This is a genomic window from Streptomyces sp. NPDC054932 (assembly GCF_053610205.1).
Genome location: NZ_JBSGXU010000021.1, coordinates 14022 through 30271 on the forward strand (window position 1 = coordinate 14022; position 16250 = coordinate 30271).

18 protein-coding genes are annotated in these 16250 nt (G+C 68.8%); 2 read left to right on the plus strand and 16 right to left on the minus strand.

Annotated features, from left to right (window positions below; all coding sequences use genetic code 11):
• Positions 1-34: 34 nt before the first annotated feature.
• Positions 35-805: a hypothetical protein gene (locus tag ACWGE1_RS08785; protein ID WP_453419844.1), complete on the minus strand. Its 771-nt coding sequence runs from the start codon at positions 803-805 to the stop codon at positions 35-37.
• A 416-nt stretch (positions 806-1221) separates the two neighbouring features.
• Between ACWGE1_RS08785 and coaA the strand changes: the two genes are divergently transcribed.
• Positions 1222-2157, plus strand: a complete 936-nt coding sequence (coaA, locus tag ACWGE1_RS08790; RefSeq protein WP_453419866.1) for a type I pantothenate kinase — start codon at positions 1222-1224, stop codon at positions 2155-2157.
• Between the two features lie 23 nt (positions 2158-2180).
• Entirely contained in the window at positions 2181-3158 is a 978-nt protein-coding gene (locus tag ACWGE1_RS08795; protein WP_453419845.1) for a DUF389 domain-containing protein, read from the plus strand.
• Positions 3159-3163: 5 nt separating this feature from the next.
• Here the strand turns inward: ACWGE1_RS08795 and glmM are convergent, their stop codons facing one another.
• The 15 genes from glmM to secY all read right to left on the minus strand — a co-directional run bounded on the left by glmM (position 3164) and on the right by secY (position 16174).
• The gene (gene glmM, locus ACWGE1_RS08800) at positions 3164-4522 is read right to left on the minus strand and encodes a phosphoglucosamine mutase (protein WP_453419846.1); all 1359 of its coding nucleotides are present in this window, start codon (positions 4520-4522) and stop codon (positions 3164-3166) included.
• A gap of 135 nt (positions 4523-4657) precedes the next feature.
• Positions 4658-5179 (minus strand): 30S ribosomal protein S9, encoded by a 522-nt coding sequence (gene rpsI, locus ACWGE1_RS08805; protein WP_189733342.1) that lies wholly within the window; start codon positions 5177-5179, stop codon positions 4658-4660.
• Positions 5180-5221: 42 nt separating this feature from the next.
• Positions 5222-5665: a 50S ribosomal protein L13 gene (gene rplM, locus ACWGE1_RS08810; protein ID WP_073912858.1), complete on the minus strand. Its 444-nt coding sequence runs from the start codon at positions 5663-5665 to the stop codon at positions 5222-5224.
• Between the two features lie 232 nt (positions 5666-5897).
• Positions 5898-7211, minus strand: a complete 1314-nt coding sequence (locus ACWGE1_RS08815) for a glycosyltransferase family 87 protein (RefSeq protein WP_453419847.1) — start codon at positions 7209-7211, stop codon at positions 5898-5900.
• A gap of 69 nt (positions 7212-7280) precedes the next feature.
• On the minus strand, positions 7281-8909 hold the full coding sequence (locus ACWGE1_RS08820) for an ATP-binding cassette domain-containing protein (RefSeq protein WP_453419848.1): 1629 nt from the start codon (positions 8907-8909) through the stop codon (positions 7281-7283).
• Positions 8910-8942: 33 nt separating this feature from the next.
• Positions 8943-9794 (minus strand): tRNA pseudouridine(38-40) synthase TruA, encoded by an 852-nt coding sequence (gene truA, locus ACWGE1_RS08825; protein ID WP_453419849.1) that lies wholly within the window; start codon positions 9792-9794, stop codon positions 8943-8945.
• 98 nt (positions 9795-9892) lie between these two features.
• The gene (gene rplQ, locus ACWGE1_RS08830) at positions 9893-10354 is read right to left on the minus strand and encodes a 50S ribosomal protein L17 (RefSeq protein ID WP_030154710.1); all 462 of its coding nucleotides are present in this window, start codon (positions 10352-10354) and stop codon (positions 9893-9895) included.
• Positions 10355-10495: 141 nt separating this feature from the next.
• Positions 10496-11518, minus strand: a complete 1023-nt coding sequence (locus tag ACWGE1_RS08835) for a DNA-directed RNA polymerase subunit alpha (protein ID WP_007265920.1) — start codon at positions 11516-11518, stop codon at positions 10496-10498.
• Between the two features lie 151 nt (positions 11519-11669).
• Positions 11670-12074 carry a 30S ribosomal protein S11 gene (gene rpsK, locus ACWGE1_RS08840; RefSeq protein WP_003956432.1) on the minus strand — a complete coding sequence of 135 codons (405 nt, stop codon included), beginning with the start codon at positions 12072-12074 and terminating at the stop codon, positions 11670-11672.
• A gap of 54 nt (positions 12075-12128) precedes the next feature.
• Positions 12129-12509: a 30S ribosomal protein S13 gene (gene rpsM / locus ACWGE1_RS08845; RefSeq protein WP_007265919.1), complete on the minus strand. Its 381-nt coding sequence runs from the start codon at positions 12507-12509 to the stop codon at positions 12129-12131.
• A gap of 201 nt (positions 12510-12710) precedes the next feature.
• Positions 12711-12824: a 50S ribosomal protein L36 gene (rpmJ, locus tag ACWGE1_RS08850; RefSeq protein WP_003956441.1), complete on the minus strand. Its 114-nt coding sequence runs from the start codon at positions 12822-12824 to the stop codon at positions 12711-12713.
• A gap of 73 nt (positions 12825-12897) precedes the next feature.
• Positions 12898-13119 carry a translation initiation factor IF-1 gene (infA, locus tag ACWGE1_RS08855; protein WP_003956442.1) on the minus strand — a complete coding sequence of 74 codons (222 nt, stop codon included), beginning with the start codon at positions 13117-13119 and terminating at the stop codon, positions 12898-12900.
• A gap of 138 nt (positions 13120-13257) precedes the next feature.
• Positions 13258-14109 (minus strand): type I methionyl aminopeptidase, encoded by an 852-nt coding sequence (gene map / locus ACWGE1_RS08860; RefSeq protein WP_453419850.1) that lies wholly within the window; start codon positions 14107-14109, stop codon positions 13258-13260.
• A 104-nt stretch (positions 14110-14213) separates the two neighbouring features.
• A complete protein-coding gene (locus tag ACWGE1_RS08865) occupies positions 14214-14861 on the minus strand; it encodes an adenylate kinase (protein WP_314248143.1) in 648 nt (215 codons plus the stop codon).
• Positions 14861-16174, minus strand: coding sequence for a preprotein translocase subunit SecY (gene secY / locus ACWGE1_RS08870; RefSeq protein WP_189970611.1), 1314 nt, complete (start codon positions 16172-16174; stop codon positions 14861-14863). Before secY ends, ACWGE1_RS08865 begins: the two co-directional genes overlap by 1 nt.
• Between the last annotated feature and the right edge of the window lie 76 nt (positions 16175-16250).

Below are 16250 nucleotides of genomic sequence, written 5' to 3' on the forward strand. Positions count from 1 at the left end.
GGAGCGGGGTTGACGTCCGTCCCCCGGGAAGGGGTCAGCCGAGCTTCTTGACCTGGACGTCGACGACGTCCTTCGGCTGCTCGGCGGCGCCGGTCAGGCTCAGGGCCGAGAAGGTCGCGAGGGTGTTGCCCTTGCGCACGACCACGAGCTCCATGCCCATCGCCGTGCCGTCCGCGTCACCCGTCACGGTGTACGAGAGGGCCTCGTCGCCCGCGGTGACGGCGGCACCCGGGGCCACCTTCGTGATCTTGAGCGAGTCGCCCGCCTGGCTGCCCGTGTAGCCGCCGGCGCAGGCCGTGCCCGCCGTCTTGAGGGTGGCGAAGGCCTCCGCGGCGCCCTTGCCCTCGTACGAGTGGAGGGAGACCGAGGTGGCGGTGGCGCCCAGGGCGCCCATCGCGGCCTTGAGCTTGTCCTCGGGGCTGGCGTCGGCCGCCGGCTCCTTGCCCTTGGCGACGACCTTGGTACCGGCGGTGCCCGCGGCGGTGCCGACCGGGTTCATCGACTGCGCGGAGACCAGCGGCTGGCACTCCGGCTTGTCGCTCTTGGCGCCGGCCGCGGCGGCGGTCTCGGCCGGGGTGGCCGCCTTGACCACGTGGTTCGGCAGGTCGGCCTGGACCACGAGCACACCGGCCAGCTCGGCGGTGGTCTTCGCCTTGGCGGCCGGGGCGGCCGACGTCGCGGCGGCCTCGGACGGCTTGGCGTCGGCCTTGGTGTCGGCCTTCTCGCCGCCGCACGCGGTGGCCAGCAGGGCCAGGGACACCGCGGACGCGGCCAGGACGGTACGACGGACAAGAGCGGTACGCACGAGAAATCCCCCATGGAATACGAAAACGGCAGGGCAGCCCGAACCGCACCCCCCGAAGCGGGGCGTGGGCATGACTGCGGTGATCAACAATGTACGGGGGCGCGCGATCACCCCGTGACGCCGGGCGCCCATCGCCGCCAATCGTGACCCGGGCGAGACCCCAAGCATTTCCAACCGAAACCACTCTGCGTACAACCACAGCGGATCCGGCCCGGCAGCGCCCGGTATCCGCCCCCGCGCCCCGTTGCACACGTGACCGACCCCACCACCCACAACCGCCCCGGAGCCCCGACAATGGCGGTGTGATCACTTCGCCGCCACGAAGCAACACGCCGGACGACGCACCGGAGCGCACCGGCCGGGACGGGCACCCCACACGGCCCGCGCACCGCCGGGGCCCCGAGGTCTCGCCGTACGTGGACCTCACCCGCGCCGAGTGGAGCGCCCTGCGGGAGCGGACCCCGCTGCCGCTGACCGCCGACGAGGTGGAGCGGCTGCGCGGCCTCGGCGACGTCATCGACCTCGACGAGGTCCGCGACGTCTACCTGCCGCTCTCCCGGCTCCTCAACCTCTACGTCGGCGCCACCAGCAACCTCCGCGGCACCCTCAACACCTTCCTCGGCGACGCGGGCAACGGGCACGGCGCCCAGCAGGGCACCCCGTTCGTCATAGGCGTCGCCGGTTCGGTCGCCGTCGGCAAGTCCACCGTGGCCCGCCTGCTCCAGGCCCTGCTCGCCCGCTGGCCCGAGCACCCGCGCGTGGAGCTGGTCACCACCGACGGGTTCCTGTATCCGATGAAGGAGCTCCAGCGGCGCGGGCTCACCTCCCGCAAGGGGTTCCCGGAGTCCTACGACCGCCGCGCGCTCACCCGCTTCGTCGCCGACATCAAGGCCGGCAAGGACGAGGTGCGGGCCCCGGTCTACTCGCACCTGATCTACGACATCGTCCCCGGTGAGGAGCTCGTCGTCCGCCGCCCGGACATCCTCATCGTCGAGGGCCTCAACGTGCTCCAGCCGGCCCTCCCCGGCACGGACGGCCGCACCCGTGTGGCCCTCGCCGACTACTTCGACTTCAGCGTGTACGTGGACGCGCGCCCGGAGGACATCGAGCGCTGGTACCTGGGCCGCTTCCGGAAGCTGCGCGCGACCGCCTTCCAGAACCCCTTCTCCTACTTCCGCAAGTACACCCAGGTCTCCGAGGAGGAGGCCATGGAGTACGCGCAGACGATGTGGCGGACGATCAACCGGCCCAACCTGCTGGAGAACGTGGCGCCCACCCGCGGCCGGGCCACCCTCGTCGTACGCAAGGGACCCGACCACAAGGTGCAGAAGCTGAGCCTCCGCAAGCTCTAGCCCGCAGTCGCTAGGGTGCGGAAATGCTGCATCTGCGGATGATCACCCCGCATCACCTCACCGAGCAGGTGGTGGCGCTGATCGACCGGACGGTCGGAACCACGCATCTGGTCGTCCTGGCCGGCGCCGCCCGCGACCCCGAGGGCGATCTCGTCCTGTGCGACGTCGCCCGCGAGGCGGCCGACGAACTGCTGCAGGAGATGCGCTCGCTCGGCATCGACCGGACCGGTTCGATCGCCGTCGAGAACATCGACCTGTCGATCTCCCGGCGCGCCGACGAGGCCGAGGAGGAGGCCCCGGGCGAGGCCGCCGACGCGGTGGTCTGGGAGCAGCTCGCCGAGTCGACGCACGAGGAATCCACCCTCACGATCACCTACGCCGCCTTCATGATCATCGCAACGATGATCGCGGCCTGCGGCGTGGTCCTGGACAACGCGGTCCTGATCGTGGGCGCCATGGCGGTGGGCCCGGAGTTCGGCCCGCTCGCCGGCATCTGCACCGGGCTGGTGCAGCGCAGGCACCGGCTCGCCCTGCGCTCGCTCTCCGCGCTGGTGATCGGCTTCGCGGCGGCGATCGTGGCGACGACGGTCTTCAGTCTGGTGATGGAGGCACTGGGCCTCTTCCACGAGGCCATGCTCGAGAACTCCCGGCCGAACACCAGCTTCATCTGGCAGCCCGACCCGTTCTCCTTCGTCGTGGCGCTGCTCGCCGGTGTGGCCGGCATGCTGTCGCTGACCTCGGCGAAGGCCGGTGCGCTGGTGGGCGTGGCGATCTCGGTCACCACCGTCCCGGCGGGCGCCAACGCCGCGGTGGCCCTCAGCTACGGGGACTTCTCCCAGATGTGGGGCTCGGCGGTGCAGCTGGCCCTGAACCTGGGCGGCATCATCCTCGCCGGGACGCTCACCCTCATCTGCTGGAAACTGCTGTGGCGCACCCAGCAGAGCCGGATGATCCGGAAGCCGGGTGCGCCACGCAGGCCGGGCAGCAGCCCTGAGATCTAGGTCGTCTAGCCGAGCGCGGACTTCACGACGTCCGCGAGCCGGCCGGCGACCGCGCGGGCCTGCTCGATGTCGGCGGCCTCGACCATCACCCGTACCAGCGGCTCCGTACCGGACGGACGCAGCAGCACCCGGCCCGTGGTACCCAGCTCGCGCTCGGCGTCGTTGACCGCCGCGGCCAGCTCGGCGGAGGTGGTGACGCGGGACTTGTCCACGTCGGGAACGTTGATCAGCACCTGCGGCAGCCGCTGCATGACGCCCGTCAGCTCGGCGAGGGACTTGCCGGTGGCCGCGACGCGCGCCGCCAGCAGCAGGCCGGTCAGCGTGCCGTCGCCGGTCGTCGCGTGGTCGAGGATGATCACGTGGCCGGACTGCTCGCCACCGAGCGCGTAGCCGTTCTCCTTCATCGACTCCAGCACGTACCGGTCGCCGACCCCGGTCTGCACGACCTGGATGCCCTCGGCCTCCATGGCCAGCTTGAAGCCCAGGTTCGACATCACGGTGCCGACCACGGTGTTCTCGCGCAGCTGGCCGGCCTCGCGCATGGCCAGGGCCAGCACCGCGAGGATCTGGTCGCCGTCGACCTCCTCGCCGGAGCCGTCCACCGCGAGGCAGCGGTCCGCGTCCCCGTCGTGCGCGATGCCGAAGTCGGCGCCGTGCTCGACCACGGCCGCCTTGAGCAGGCCGAGGTGGGTGGAGCCGCAGCCGTCGTTGATGTTGAGGCCGTTGGGCTCGGCGCCGATCGTGACGATCTCCGCGCCGGCCCGGGTGAAGGCCTCGGGCGAGACGTACGCGGCCGCGCCGTGCGCCTCGTCCAGGACGACCTTCAGGCCCTCGAGGCGGTTGGGGAGGACCCCGATGAGGTGGGCGACGTACTTGTCGAAGCCCTCGGTGTAGTCGGAGACGCGGCCGACGCCGGAGCCGGTGGGCCGGTCCCAGGGGGCACCGGTGCGGTGCTCCTCGTAGGTCGACTCGATGCGGTCCTCCAGCTCGTCGGCGAGCTTGTGGCCGCCGCGCGCGAAGAACTTGATGCCGTTGTCGGGCATGGCGTTGTGGCTGGCGGAGAGCATCACGCCGAGGTCGGCGCCCAGCGCACCGGTGAGATACGCCACCGCCGGGGTGGGCAGCACACCGACGCGCAGGACGTCCACGCCCGCGCTCGCGAGGCCGGCGACGACCGCGGCCTCCAGGAATTCGCCGGAGGCACGGGGATCCCGGCCGACCACGGCGGTCGCCCGGTGGCCCGCGAAGGTGCCCGCCTCCGCCAGTACGTGGGCAGCCGCCACGGAGAGGCCGAGCGCGAGCTCCGCCGTCAGATCCGCGTTGGCAACGCCGCGTACACCGTCCGTCCCGAAGAGTCGTCCCACTGTTGTCCTCCCGAGTTTCCGCTTCGCATATGACCGCTTGTGACAGATATTTGCCGCTTGTGGCGGTAAACGAACCGCCCCGACAGCACAGAGAGTGCTGCCGGGGCGGTTTCGTTGCAGAACAGCAGGCGCAGATTAACGCTTGCTGTACTGCGGAGCCTTACGGGCCTTCTTGAGACCGGCCTTCTTGCGCTCGACCGCACGGTCATCGCGGGAGAGGAAGCCGGCCTTCTTCAGCGCCGGGCGGTTGTTGTCCACGTCCGCCTCGTTCAGCGCACGGGCCACGCCGAGGCGCAGGGCGCCGGCCTGACCGGAGACGCCGCCACCCGCGATACGGGCGATGACGTCGTAGCGGCCGTCAAGCTCGAGGAGCTTGAAGGGCTCGTTGACTTCCTGCTGGTGCACCTTGTTGGGGAAGTAGTCCTCAAGGGTGCGACCGTTGATCTTCCACTTGCCGGTGCCCGGAACGATCCGGACGCGGGCGATGGCGTTCTTGCGACGGCCCAGGCCGGCGGCCGGCTGGGGGTCGCCGAAGCGGCCGGCAAGGGACTCGGAGGTGTAGTCGCCCTCGACGACAACCTCGGACTCGCTGGTGTACTCCTCGACGTTGCCCTCGAACTCGTCGACGGGGGTCGTCTCGGCGGTGGTCTCGGCCACGATGCTCCTCAGAATTTTCTACGTCTTAGGGGGTGGCCGGAACTACTGCGCGACCTGGGTGATCTCGAACGGCACCGGCTGCTGGGCAGCGTGGGGGTGCTGGTCGCCCGAGTAGACCTTCAGCTTCGAGAGCATCTGACGGCCCAGGGTGTTCTTGGGGAGCATGCCCTTGATGGCCTTCTCGACGGCCTTCTCCGGGTTGTTCGCCAGGAGGTCGTCGTAGCGCACCGAACGGAGACCGCCCGGGTAGCCGGAGTGGCGGTACGCCATCTTCTGGGTCGCCTTGTTGCCGGACAGGTGAACCTTGTCGGCGTTGACGATGATGACGAAGTCGCCCATGTCCATGTGGGGGGCGTAAGTCGGCTTGTGCTTACCCCGCAGGAGGGCAGCGGCCTGGGTCGCCAGACGGCCGAGGACAACGTCCTGGGCGTCGATGACGAGCCACTGGCGCGAGATGTCGCCGGGCTTGGGGCTGAACGTACGCACGCGTATGCCTTCGCTTCTTCAGTGGTGGTATCCCAAGGGCGCAAAGCCCCACGGGAAGGTCCTGACAGGGTCACCACGGACGATCACGACAGCCCTCGTTCACAACGGGGACGCAACCCGCGCGAACTGCTGGTCATCGGTCCGGTGGACCGGCGCAAGGCCCTTTCACGTGAGAATGAGAAAGCCAATACGCATAACAAACCAGCAGGATACCCAAGCAAACCCGTACGGGTCAAAACGCGGTCCGCGATGCCGATTCTGCTGGCGTCGCGGCGCACTCCGGTTCGGTCCTGGGTGGGGACCCCGCAGTTGTTACGGGCTCCAGAGTAACCCGCCCGGAGCGCAGCGCACGACGCACCAGCACAATCGCGAGTCCGCACAGGGTGGCGCAGTCCTTGAAGGCGCGCCGTTTGTGGGCCAGCTCGGAGGGCCACGGGATCAGGGCCACCTGGGGCGTCAGGGCCAGCCAGAACCAGGGCGAGCGGGGCATCGAGCCGGGCCGCACCCCCGACGCCAGCAGCAGCGGCAGCACCACCAGGAGGTAGTGGTCGAAGGAGGGACGGGAGACCAGGAATGCGGCGAGCATCACCATGCAGGCGGTCTCCACCAGCCGCAGCTGACCCTGGTCGCCCCCCTCGCCCCCGGCGGGGTCCGGCCGCCGCCAGCGCCGCCAGGCGCCCCACAGCCCGGCTCCGGCCCCCGCGAAGGCCACGGCCACCGCCACCGGCTCCGGGACCCCCAGCCGCGGCAGCACGGCGATCGGCGAGGCGTCCCACGGCAGGGCGTAGGAGTCCTGCCCCTGCAGCAGGAACGGCAGGGTCTTGGTGAAGAACAGCGTCGGGCTCGGCATCATCAGCGCACCGGCCAGCGAGAACCCGAGCGGCACCAGCACCGCCGCGGCCAGCCCCCGCCACCGGCGCGCGAACAGGAAGAGCAGCCCGATCGGCACCAGCATCGGCTTGCAGGCGATCGCGAGCCCCACCACCAGCCCGGCCGCGCCCCACGAGCGCCGGTGCGCGAGCAGCAGCGCCACCGGCAGCGCGGCCACCGAGATGGCGGTCCAGTTGCCGATCAGCACGAGGTTCACGTACGGCTTGTAGGCGAGGGCGAACACCGCGAAACCGCCGACCGCGAAGCGCGAGCGCAACGGCACCGAGAACAACCGCAGGGCGGCCAGCCAGCCGATGCCGAGCAGCCCCGACATCCCGACCGGCAGCAGCCACCGCAGCACCTCACGCGGCAGCAGCGCCTCCGGCACCGCCATGATCACGGCACTGGGCAGGTAGAGGAAGCGCTTGTCCTCGTACGGGGAACCGCCCTCCAGCAGCGTCTGGGCGGCCTTGACCACGAAGGCGTTGTCGGAGCCCCAGTTCGCCCGCAGGCTGGTGGAGACGGCGATCCCGAGGAGCACCGCGAGGGAGACCAGCTGCCAGGGCCGGGAGGCCGGCTGCAGCAGCCAGTCGACCAGCCGGCTCCCCGAGGCCCGGTTCCCGGCGCCCCGGTCCCAGGGCCCCCGGTTCCCGGTGCTCTGGTGCTCCCACTTCATCAGCCAGATGCTAGGCCGCAGCCCCACGACGCCTGCCCCTCACTCGACCGAGGGGGTGACGGTCTCCCCCTAGCGCTTGCGTTCGACTCTACGTTCGTCCCAGACGGGTTCCTGAGTCTCCCGCACAACACCGTCCGAACCGAAGACCAGGTAACGGTCAAATGTGCGCGCGAACCAGCGGTCGTGCGTGACGCACAGCACGGTGCCCTCGTACGCCTCCAGGCCGTCCTGCAGGGCCTCCGCGGACTCCAGGTCCAGGTTGTCCGTCGGTTCGTCCAGCAGCAGCGCCGTCGTGCCCGCCAGCTCCAGCAGCAGGATCTGGAAACGTGCCTGCTGGCCGCCCGAGAGCTTCTCGAAGGGCTGCTCGCCCTGGCGCTCCAGCTCGTAGCGGCGCAGGGCCCCCATCGCCTGGCCCAGGGGCTTGGCCGCCTCCGTCCACAGGATGTCGACGAGGGTGCGGCCGAACAGCTCCGGGTGCGCGTGCGTCTGTGCGAAGTGGCCGGGAACCACCCGTGCGCCCAGCTTCCAGGTGCCCGTGTGCTTGACGTCCTCGCCCGCCAGCAGCCGCAGGAAGTGCGACTTGCCCGACCCGTTCGAGCCGAGCACCGCGACCCGCTCCCCGTAGAAGACCTCCAGGGAGAAGGGCTTCATCAGGCCCGTGAGCTCCAGGTTCTCCACGGTGAGCGCGCGCACGCCCGTACGCCCGCCCTTGAGCCGCATCTTGATGTCCTGCTCGCGCGGCGGCTCGGGCGGCGGTCCGGCCTCCTCGAACTTCTGGAAGCGGGTCTGCATCGCCCGGTAGCGCGAGGCCATGTCGGGGCTGCTCGCGGCCTGATTGCGCAGCCGCAGCACCAGGGCCCGCAGCCGGGCGTGCTCCTCGTCCCAGCGCCGCTTGAGCTCCTCGAAGCGCGCGAAGCGCTCCTTGCGGGCCTCGTGGTACGTCGCGAAGCCGGCGCCGTGCACCCACACGTCGCTGCCCGTCGGGCTCGCCTCAAGGCTGATGATCTTCTCCGAGGCCTGGGTGAGCAGTTCCCGGTCGTGGCTGACGAAGAGCACCGTCTTGCGGGTGGCCCTCAGCTGCTCCTCCAGCCAGCGCTTGCCCGGGACGTCGAGGTAGTTGTCCGGCTCGTCGAGCAGCAGCACCTCGTCCGGGCCGCGCAGCAGCGCCTCCAGCACGAGCCGCTTCTGCTCACCGCCCGACAGCGTGCGCACCTCGCGGAACTGCGCGGTGTCGTACGGGACGGCCAGCGCGGCCATCGTGCAGACGTCCCACAGGGTCTCGGCCTCGTAGCCCTGGACGTCGGCCCAGTCGCTGAGCGCCTGGGCGTACGCCATCTGCGCGGCCTCGTCGTCGACCGTGAGGATCAGCTGCTCGGCCCGGTCCACGGCCTTCGCCGCCTCCCGGATCCGCGGCTGGGACACGGAGACCAGCAGGTCCCGTACGGTCGTCTCGTCCCGTACGGAGCCCACGAACTGCGACATCACGCCGAGCCCGCCGCTGATGGTCACTCCGCCGCCGTGCGGCTGGAGCTCGCCGGAGATCAGCTTCAGCAGGGTGGTCTTGCCGGCCCCGTTCGCCCCGACCAGGGCGACGACCGACCCCTCCCCCACCCGGAAGGAGACGTCGGGGAGCAGTACCCGCCCGTCGGGAAGGTAGTACTCCAGGTGGCTGGCTTCGAGATGTCCCATGCCGCGCATTGTCCCGGCCGGGCCCCGATCCGCCCAAACGGATTAGCAGCAGCCGGCGCCCGGCAGGGTCCGCATGTTGCGCGCTTCCTTGCTGCGGGCGGCCAGCAGCTCGTCCGCCGGGTAGCCGACCTCCTCCAGGGTCAGCCCGTGCGGCTTGACCACGTGGACCGAGGAGTCCCGTACGCCGGCCGCCAGCACCCTGCCGGGCCAGTCGGTGGGCCGGTGCCCGTCCCCGACGTGCAGCAGGGCGCCCACCAGCGAGCGGACCATGTTGTGGCAGAAGGCGTCGGCGCGGACGGTCGCGGTGACGATGCCGTCCTCGGCGCGCTCCCAGCTGAGCTGCTGGAGCGTACGGATGGTCGTGGCGCCCTCGCGCTTCTTGCAGTACGCGGCGAAGTCGTGCTCGCCGAGCAGCGGGGCGGCGGCCTCGTTCATGGCGTCCACGTCGAGCGGCCACTGGTGCCACAGGACGTGCCCTCGGCGCAGCGGGTCGACGCCGCCCTGGTGGTCGCCGACGCGGTAGGCGTAGCGGCGCCAGATGGCCGAGAAACGCGCGTTGAAGCCCTCGGGGGCCTCGGCGACCTTCCACACCCGTACGTCGTGCGGCAGCCGGCCCGCGAGGCGGCGCAGCAGCTTGTCGTGGTGCTCGGCCCAGACCTCCTCGGCGAGGTCGAACTGGGCGACCTGTCCGCGGGCGTGCACCCCCGCGTCGGTGCGCCCGGCCACGGTCAGCTCGACCGGCTCGGACAGCCGCATCACGGTCTGCAGGGCCGACTCCAGCTCGCCCTGGACGGTGCGCAGCACGCGCTGCTTCGCCCAGCCGGAGAAGTCCTTGCCGTCGTAGCTCAGGTCCAGCCGCACCCGGACGTGCCCGGGCTCCACCTCGTCACTCACGTGACCGATCCTCTCAGAATCACCCATATGCAGAACGGGCCCGCCCCGGAAGGGGCGGGCCCGTTCAGAGCCGTTCAAGCAAGCGTGATCCCGAAGGATCAGGCCTCCTTGGTCTCCTCGGCGGGGGTCTCGACAGCCTCCGCCTCCTTGACCGCGCGCTTGGTGGCGGCCTCGGCCTCACCGGTGGCCTGCTGGGCGACCGTAAGGGCCTCGACCAGCTCGATCACGGCCATCGGGGCGTTGTCGCCACGACGGTTGCCGATCTTGGTGATGCGCGTGTAACCACCGGGGCGGTTCTCGTAGCGCGGGGCGATCTCGGTGAACAGCGTGTGCACGATGCTCTTGTCCGTGATCGTCTGCAGCACCAGGCGACGGTTGTGGATGTCGCCCTTCTTGGCCTTGGTGACCAGACGCTCGGCGTAGGGACGCAGGCGGCGGGCCTTGGCCTCGGTGGTGGTGATGCGGCCGTGCTCGAAGAGCGCCTTCGCGAGGTTCGCGAGGAGGTGCTTCTCGTGCGCGGCGGAGCCGCCCAGACGGGCACCCTTTGCGGGACGCGGCATGGTGTTACTCCTTCATATCTGCACCGGCCGTGTCAGGTACCGGTGTCAGTTCCCCCGAGGCGGATGCCGCGGGAAAGTCTTGGTTCCAAGCCCGGCCGGCGACCACGGTCCGCGGACCTCGGCCGCCGGCGGCGGGGTGAATCAGTACTGCTCGGTCTCGACGAAACCGGCGTCCGCGTCGTCGTCGGCGCCGAAGGCGTCGGCGGCGGCGGTCGGGTCGAATCCGGGCGGGCTGTCCTTGAGGGCCAGGCCCATGCCGGCCAGCTTCGCCTTGACCTCGTCGATCGACTTCGCACCGAAGTTGCGGATGTCGAGCAGGTCGGCCTCGGAGCGGGCGACGAGCTCACCCACGGAGTGGATGCCCTCGCGCTTGAGGCAGTTGTACGAGCGGACCGTGAGCTCGAGCTCCTCGATCGGCAGCGCCAGGTCGGCGGCCAGGGCGGCGTCCGTCGGGGACGGGCCCATGTCGATGCCCTCGGCGTCGATGTTGAGCTCGCGCGCCAGACCGAACAGCTCGACCAGGGTCTTACCGGCGGACGCCATGGCGTCGCGCGGGCGCATGGCCTGCTTGGTCTCGACGTCGACGATCAGCTTGTCGAAGTCGGTGCGCTGCTCGACTCGGGTCGCCTCGACCTTGTAGGTGACCTTGAGGACCGGGCTGTAGATGGAGTCGACCGGGATGCGGCCGATCTCCTGGCCCAGCTGCTTGTTCTGGACGGCGGAGACGTAGCCGCGACCGCGCTCGACGGTCAGCTCCATCTCCAGCTTGCCCTTGCCGTTGAGCGTGGCGAGGACCAGGTCCGGGTTGTGCACCTCGACACCGGCCGGGGGCGCGATGTCAGCAGCGGTGACCAGACCGGGACCCTGCTTGCGCAGGTACATCACGACCGGCTCGTCGTGCTCCGAGGAGACGACCAGCTGCTTGATGTTGAGGATGATGTCGGTGACGTCTTCCTTGACGCCCGGCACGGTGGTGAACTCGTGCAGGACGCCGTCCACGCGGATGCTGGTGACAGCGGCACCCGGGATGGAGGACAGGAGCGTACGGCGCAGGGAGTTGCCGAGGGTGTAACCGAAGCCCGGCTCCAGCGGCTCGATCACGAACCGCGAGCGGTACTCGTCGACGACCTCTTCGGTCAGCGAAGGACGCTGAGCGATAAGCATGTCTGTGTTCCTTCATTCGTGGACGCCCACTATTTGACGCCCGACGGGATGCCGTACCGGGGGTACGGCTACTGCAAGGGTACGGGCGGTACGTCCCCCGAAGGGGTCGTACCGCCCGGACACTCAAGAACGCACAGGTGCGTCCGCTGCGTCAGACGCGGCGGCGCTTCGGCGGGCGGCAGCCGTTGTGCGGGGTGGGGGTGACGTCCTGGATCGAGCCGACCTCGAGGCCGGTGGCCTGGAGGGAGCGGATCGCGGTCTCGCGGCCGGAGCCCGGACCCTTCACGAAGACGTCAACCTTGCGCATGCCGTGCTCCTGCGCGCGACGGGCGGCCGACTCGGCGGCCATCTGCGCGGCGAAGGGGGTGGACTTGCGCGAGCCCTTGAAGCCGACGTGGCCGGCGGAGGCCCAGGAGATCACGTTGCCCGAGGGGTCGGTGATCGAAACGATGGTGTTGTTGAACGTGCTCTTGATGTGGGCGTGCCCGTGAGCGACGTTCTTCTTTTCCTTGCGGCGCACCTTCTTGGCAGCGCCCTGACGACCCTTGGGGGGCATCTAAATCTCCTACGGGAGGTGGTCGGTCCTACAGCGCAAGACCGCTGAACAGGACTACTTCTTGCCCGGCTTCTTCTTACCGGCGATCGCGCGACGCGGGCCCTTGCGGGTACGCGCGTTGGTGCTGGTGCGCTGACCGTGCACCGGGAGGCCGCGACGGTGGCGGATACCCTGGTAGCACTGGATCTCGATCTTGCGGCGGATGTCGCCCTGGATCTCGCGGCGGAGGTCACCCTCGGTACGGAGGTTGGCGTCCACGTACTCGCGGATCTTGACGAGGTCCTCTTCGGCCAGGTCACGAACGCGGGTGTTCGGGTTCACGCCGGTGGAGGCGAGGATCTCCTTGGACCGGGTGCGCCCGATACCGAAGACGTAGGTGAGTGCGATCTCCACGCGCTTTTCGCGCGGGATGTCAACACCGGAAACGCGTGCCATTCAATGGCTCCTGTGTGTTCGGGGGTCTTCAGCAGAACCGACCCCGACCGCCGACCACTCCGAAGTGGAGTGATGGTACGCCCGGGTCCCCGGCCCCCGCCGGAGGTGCCGCCGGCCCCGTACAGGGCTGGGCGGGTTCTGCGTATGTACGTTTTCTTACGTCGCGCGAAGAACTGCGGAAGGCAGGTCGGTCGGCGTGCGTCAGCCCTGGCGCTGCTTGTGGCGCAGGTTGTCGCAGATGACCATGACCCGACCGTGACGGCGGATCACCTTGCACTTGTCGCAGATCTTCTTGACGCTCGGCTTGACCTTCATGTTGGTGAGGTTCTCCGGGTCAGTGCCACCACCCGCACCGGGACGGATGCCCAGGCAGGAGTGAGAGCAAGATCTACTTGTATCGGTAGACGATCCGGCCACGCGTCAGGTCGTACGGAGACAGCTCCACAACGACCCGGTCATCGGGGAGGATGCGGATGTAGTGCATGCGCATCTTGCCGCTGATGTGCGCGAGGACCTTGTGACCGTTCTGGAGTTCCACCTTGAACATCGCGTTCGGGAGGGACTCGATCACGGTGCCCTCGATTTCGATGGCACCTTGCTTCTTGGCCACGCTTCGCCTTTCGAATCGGCTACCTTGATCAGCTCCGTGCGCCATGCAGGCATGGAAGTGCACGAGAGCCGACGAGTCAGTCTACGTCAGGGCACCCAGAAAGACGAATCCGGAAAGTTTGCCCCAGAGTCTAGATCATTAACCGAGAGGGTCCGGAGCCGTGGTGACTCCGTACTCCGCCAGCTTCGCCTTGCCGCAGTCCGGGCTGGTCAGGACGATGGGCCCGGCCTCCGTCAGCGCGATGGAGTGCTCCCAGTGCGAGGACCAGGTGCCGTCCGTCGTGATGACCGTCCAGTCGTCCGAAAGGACCTCCGTCCGGGCGGTTCCCAGGGAGACCATCGGCTCGATCGCCAGGCAGAGGCCCGGAACGAGCTTGATCCCCTTGCCCCGCTTGCGCGAGACGTAGTTCAGCAGGTGCGGGTCCATGTGCATCTCGGACCCGATGCCGTGGCCGCCGTAGTCCTCGATGATCCCGAACTTGCCGAGGCTGTGCTCACCGGTGGCGGGACGGGGCTGGCGCTTGATGTACGTCTCGATCGCCTTGGAGATGTCCACGAGGCGGTTGCCGAGCTTCATGGCGGCGATGCCGGCCCACATGGACTCCTCGGTCACCCGGGACAGCTCCACGAGCTCAGGAGCGTGCCCGGTGCCCACGAAGGCGGTGTACGCGGCGTCGCCGTGCCAGCCGTCCACGATCGCACCGGCGTCGATCGAGATGATGTCGCCGTCCTTGAGCACGGTCTTGTCGTCCGGGATGCCGTGGACGACGACCTCGTTCACCGAGGTGCAGATGGTCGCGGGGAAGCCGCCGTAGCCGAGGAAGTTCGACTTGGCCCCGGCGTCCTCGATGACCTTGCGGGCCACCATGTCCAGATCCCGCGTCGTGGCGCCCGGTACGGCCGCCTCACGGGTCGCAGCGTGGATCGCGGCGACGACCAGCCCTGCCTCGCGCATCTTCGCGATCTGCTCGGGGGTCTTGATCTGGACCATGGGAAGTGCCTTCCACCTTCGGATATGCGTTGTTCAGGTCTTCTCAACAGTACGGCCGCGATGTCCTGGGGACACCGCGGCCGTACCTGCACGACAAGGGGTTACTACTTCTTGAGGGCGTCCATCGCGCGCTTCGTGACGTCCGCGACCTCACCGAGGGCCGGGATGGTCACCAGCAGGCCCTGGGCCTTGTAGTAGTCGATGATCGGCTCGGTCTGCGTGTGGTAGACCTCCAGCCGGTTACGGACCGTGGCCTCGGAGTCGTCGCCGCGCTGGTACAGCTCGCCGCCACAGGTGTCGCAGACACCCTCGGCCTTCGCCGGGGCGTACGTCACGTGGAAGACGTGCGAGGAGTCGTTGCGGCAGATCCGCCGGCCGGCGATCCGCTTGACGACCTCGTCCTCCTCGACCTCCAGGTCGAGGACGGCGTCGAGCTTCATGCCCGCCGCCTGGAGCATCACGTCGAGCGCCTCGGCCTGCGAGACGTTGCGCGGGAAGCCGTCGAGCAGGAAGCCGTTCACGGCGTCCGGCTGCTCCATCCGGTCCTTCGCCATGCCGATGGTCACCTCGTCGGGAACCAGGTCGCCGGCGTCCATGTACGCCTTCGCCTGCTTGCCGAGCTCGGTGCCCTGGCTGATGTTGGCCCGGAACAGGTCGCCCGTGGAGATGTGCGGAATCGACAGGTTCTTGGCAAGGAACGCGGCCTGCGTTCCCTTGCCCGCACCGGGCGGTCCAACGAGGACGATTCGCATCAGCGGAGGAACCCTTCGTAATTACGCTGCTGGAGCTGGCTCTCGATCTGCTTCACGGTTTCCAGACCCACACCCACGATGATCAGGATGCTCGTCCCGCCGAACGGGAAGTTCTGGTTCGCTCCGAAGCCGGCCAACGCCATCGTCGGCACAAGAGCGATGAGACCCAGGTACAGCGACCCCGGCCAGGTGATCCGGTTGAGTACGTAGCTGAGGTACTCGGCGGTGGGCCGACCGGCGCGGATGCCCGGGATGAACCCACCATACTTCTTCATGTTGTCTGCAACTTCCTCGGGGTTGAACGAGATCGCCACGTAGAAGAACGCGAAGAAAACGATCAGCAGGAAGTACACCGCGATGTAGTACGGGTGGTCGCCCTTGACGAAGTGCTTCTGGATCCAGGTGGCCCAGCCCGCGGTGGAACCGCTGAACTGCACGACCAGCGCCGGAATGTAGAGCAGCGACGAGGCGAAGATGACGGGGATGATGCCCGCCTGGTTCACCTTGAGCGGGATGTAGGTCGACGTACCGCCGTAGGCACGGCGGCCGATCATGCGCTTCGCGTACTGGACCGGGATCCGTCGCTGTGCCTGCTCGACGAAGACCACGAGGCCCACCATCGCGAGGCCGACGAGCATGACGACGCCGAACTCGACCCAGCCGTCGGCGATCTTGCCCTGGAGCTTGATCTGCCACAGCGCGCCGATGAAGCCGGCGGCGATCGAGATGAACATGAGGATCGACATGCCGTTGCCGATGCCGCGGTCGGTGATGAGCTCACCGAGCCACATGACGACGCAGGTACCGGCGGTCATGGTGACCACCATGACGACCGTGGTGAAGATCGACCGGTCGGGAACGATCTGGCTGGCGACCTGGCAACCCTGGAACAGGGCACCGGTGCGGGCCGTGGCGACGAGGCCCGTGCCCTGCAGGATCGCGAGCGCGACCGTCAGATAGCGCGTGTACTGAGTGATCTTCGCCGTGCCGGACTGGCCCTCTTTCTTGAGGGTCTCCAGCTTCGGGATGACCACGGTCAGCAGCTGCAGAATGATGCTCGCCGTGATGTAGGGCATGATGCCGAGCGCGAAGATCGTGATCTGCAGCAGCGCACCGCCGCTGAACATGTTGACGAGGCCGAACAGCCCATTGCTGCTGCCTGCCTGCTCAACACAGATCTGGACGTTCTTGTAGCTCACGCCGGGTACCGGGATGTGGGACCCGAGCCGGAACAGCACGATGATGCCGAGCGTGAAGAGCAGCTTCTTGCGCAGGTCGGGCGTCTTGAACGCCCGGGCGAACGCGGTGAGCACGGTGCCTCCTGCGACCCCCGCGCTACTGCGTCAGAGGTGACGGTCTGAGGGATCGACGTATACGACAAAGCAAAGG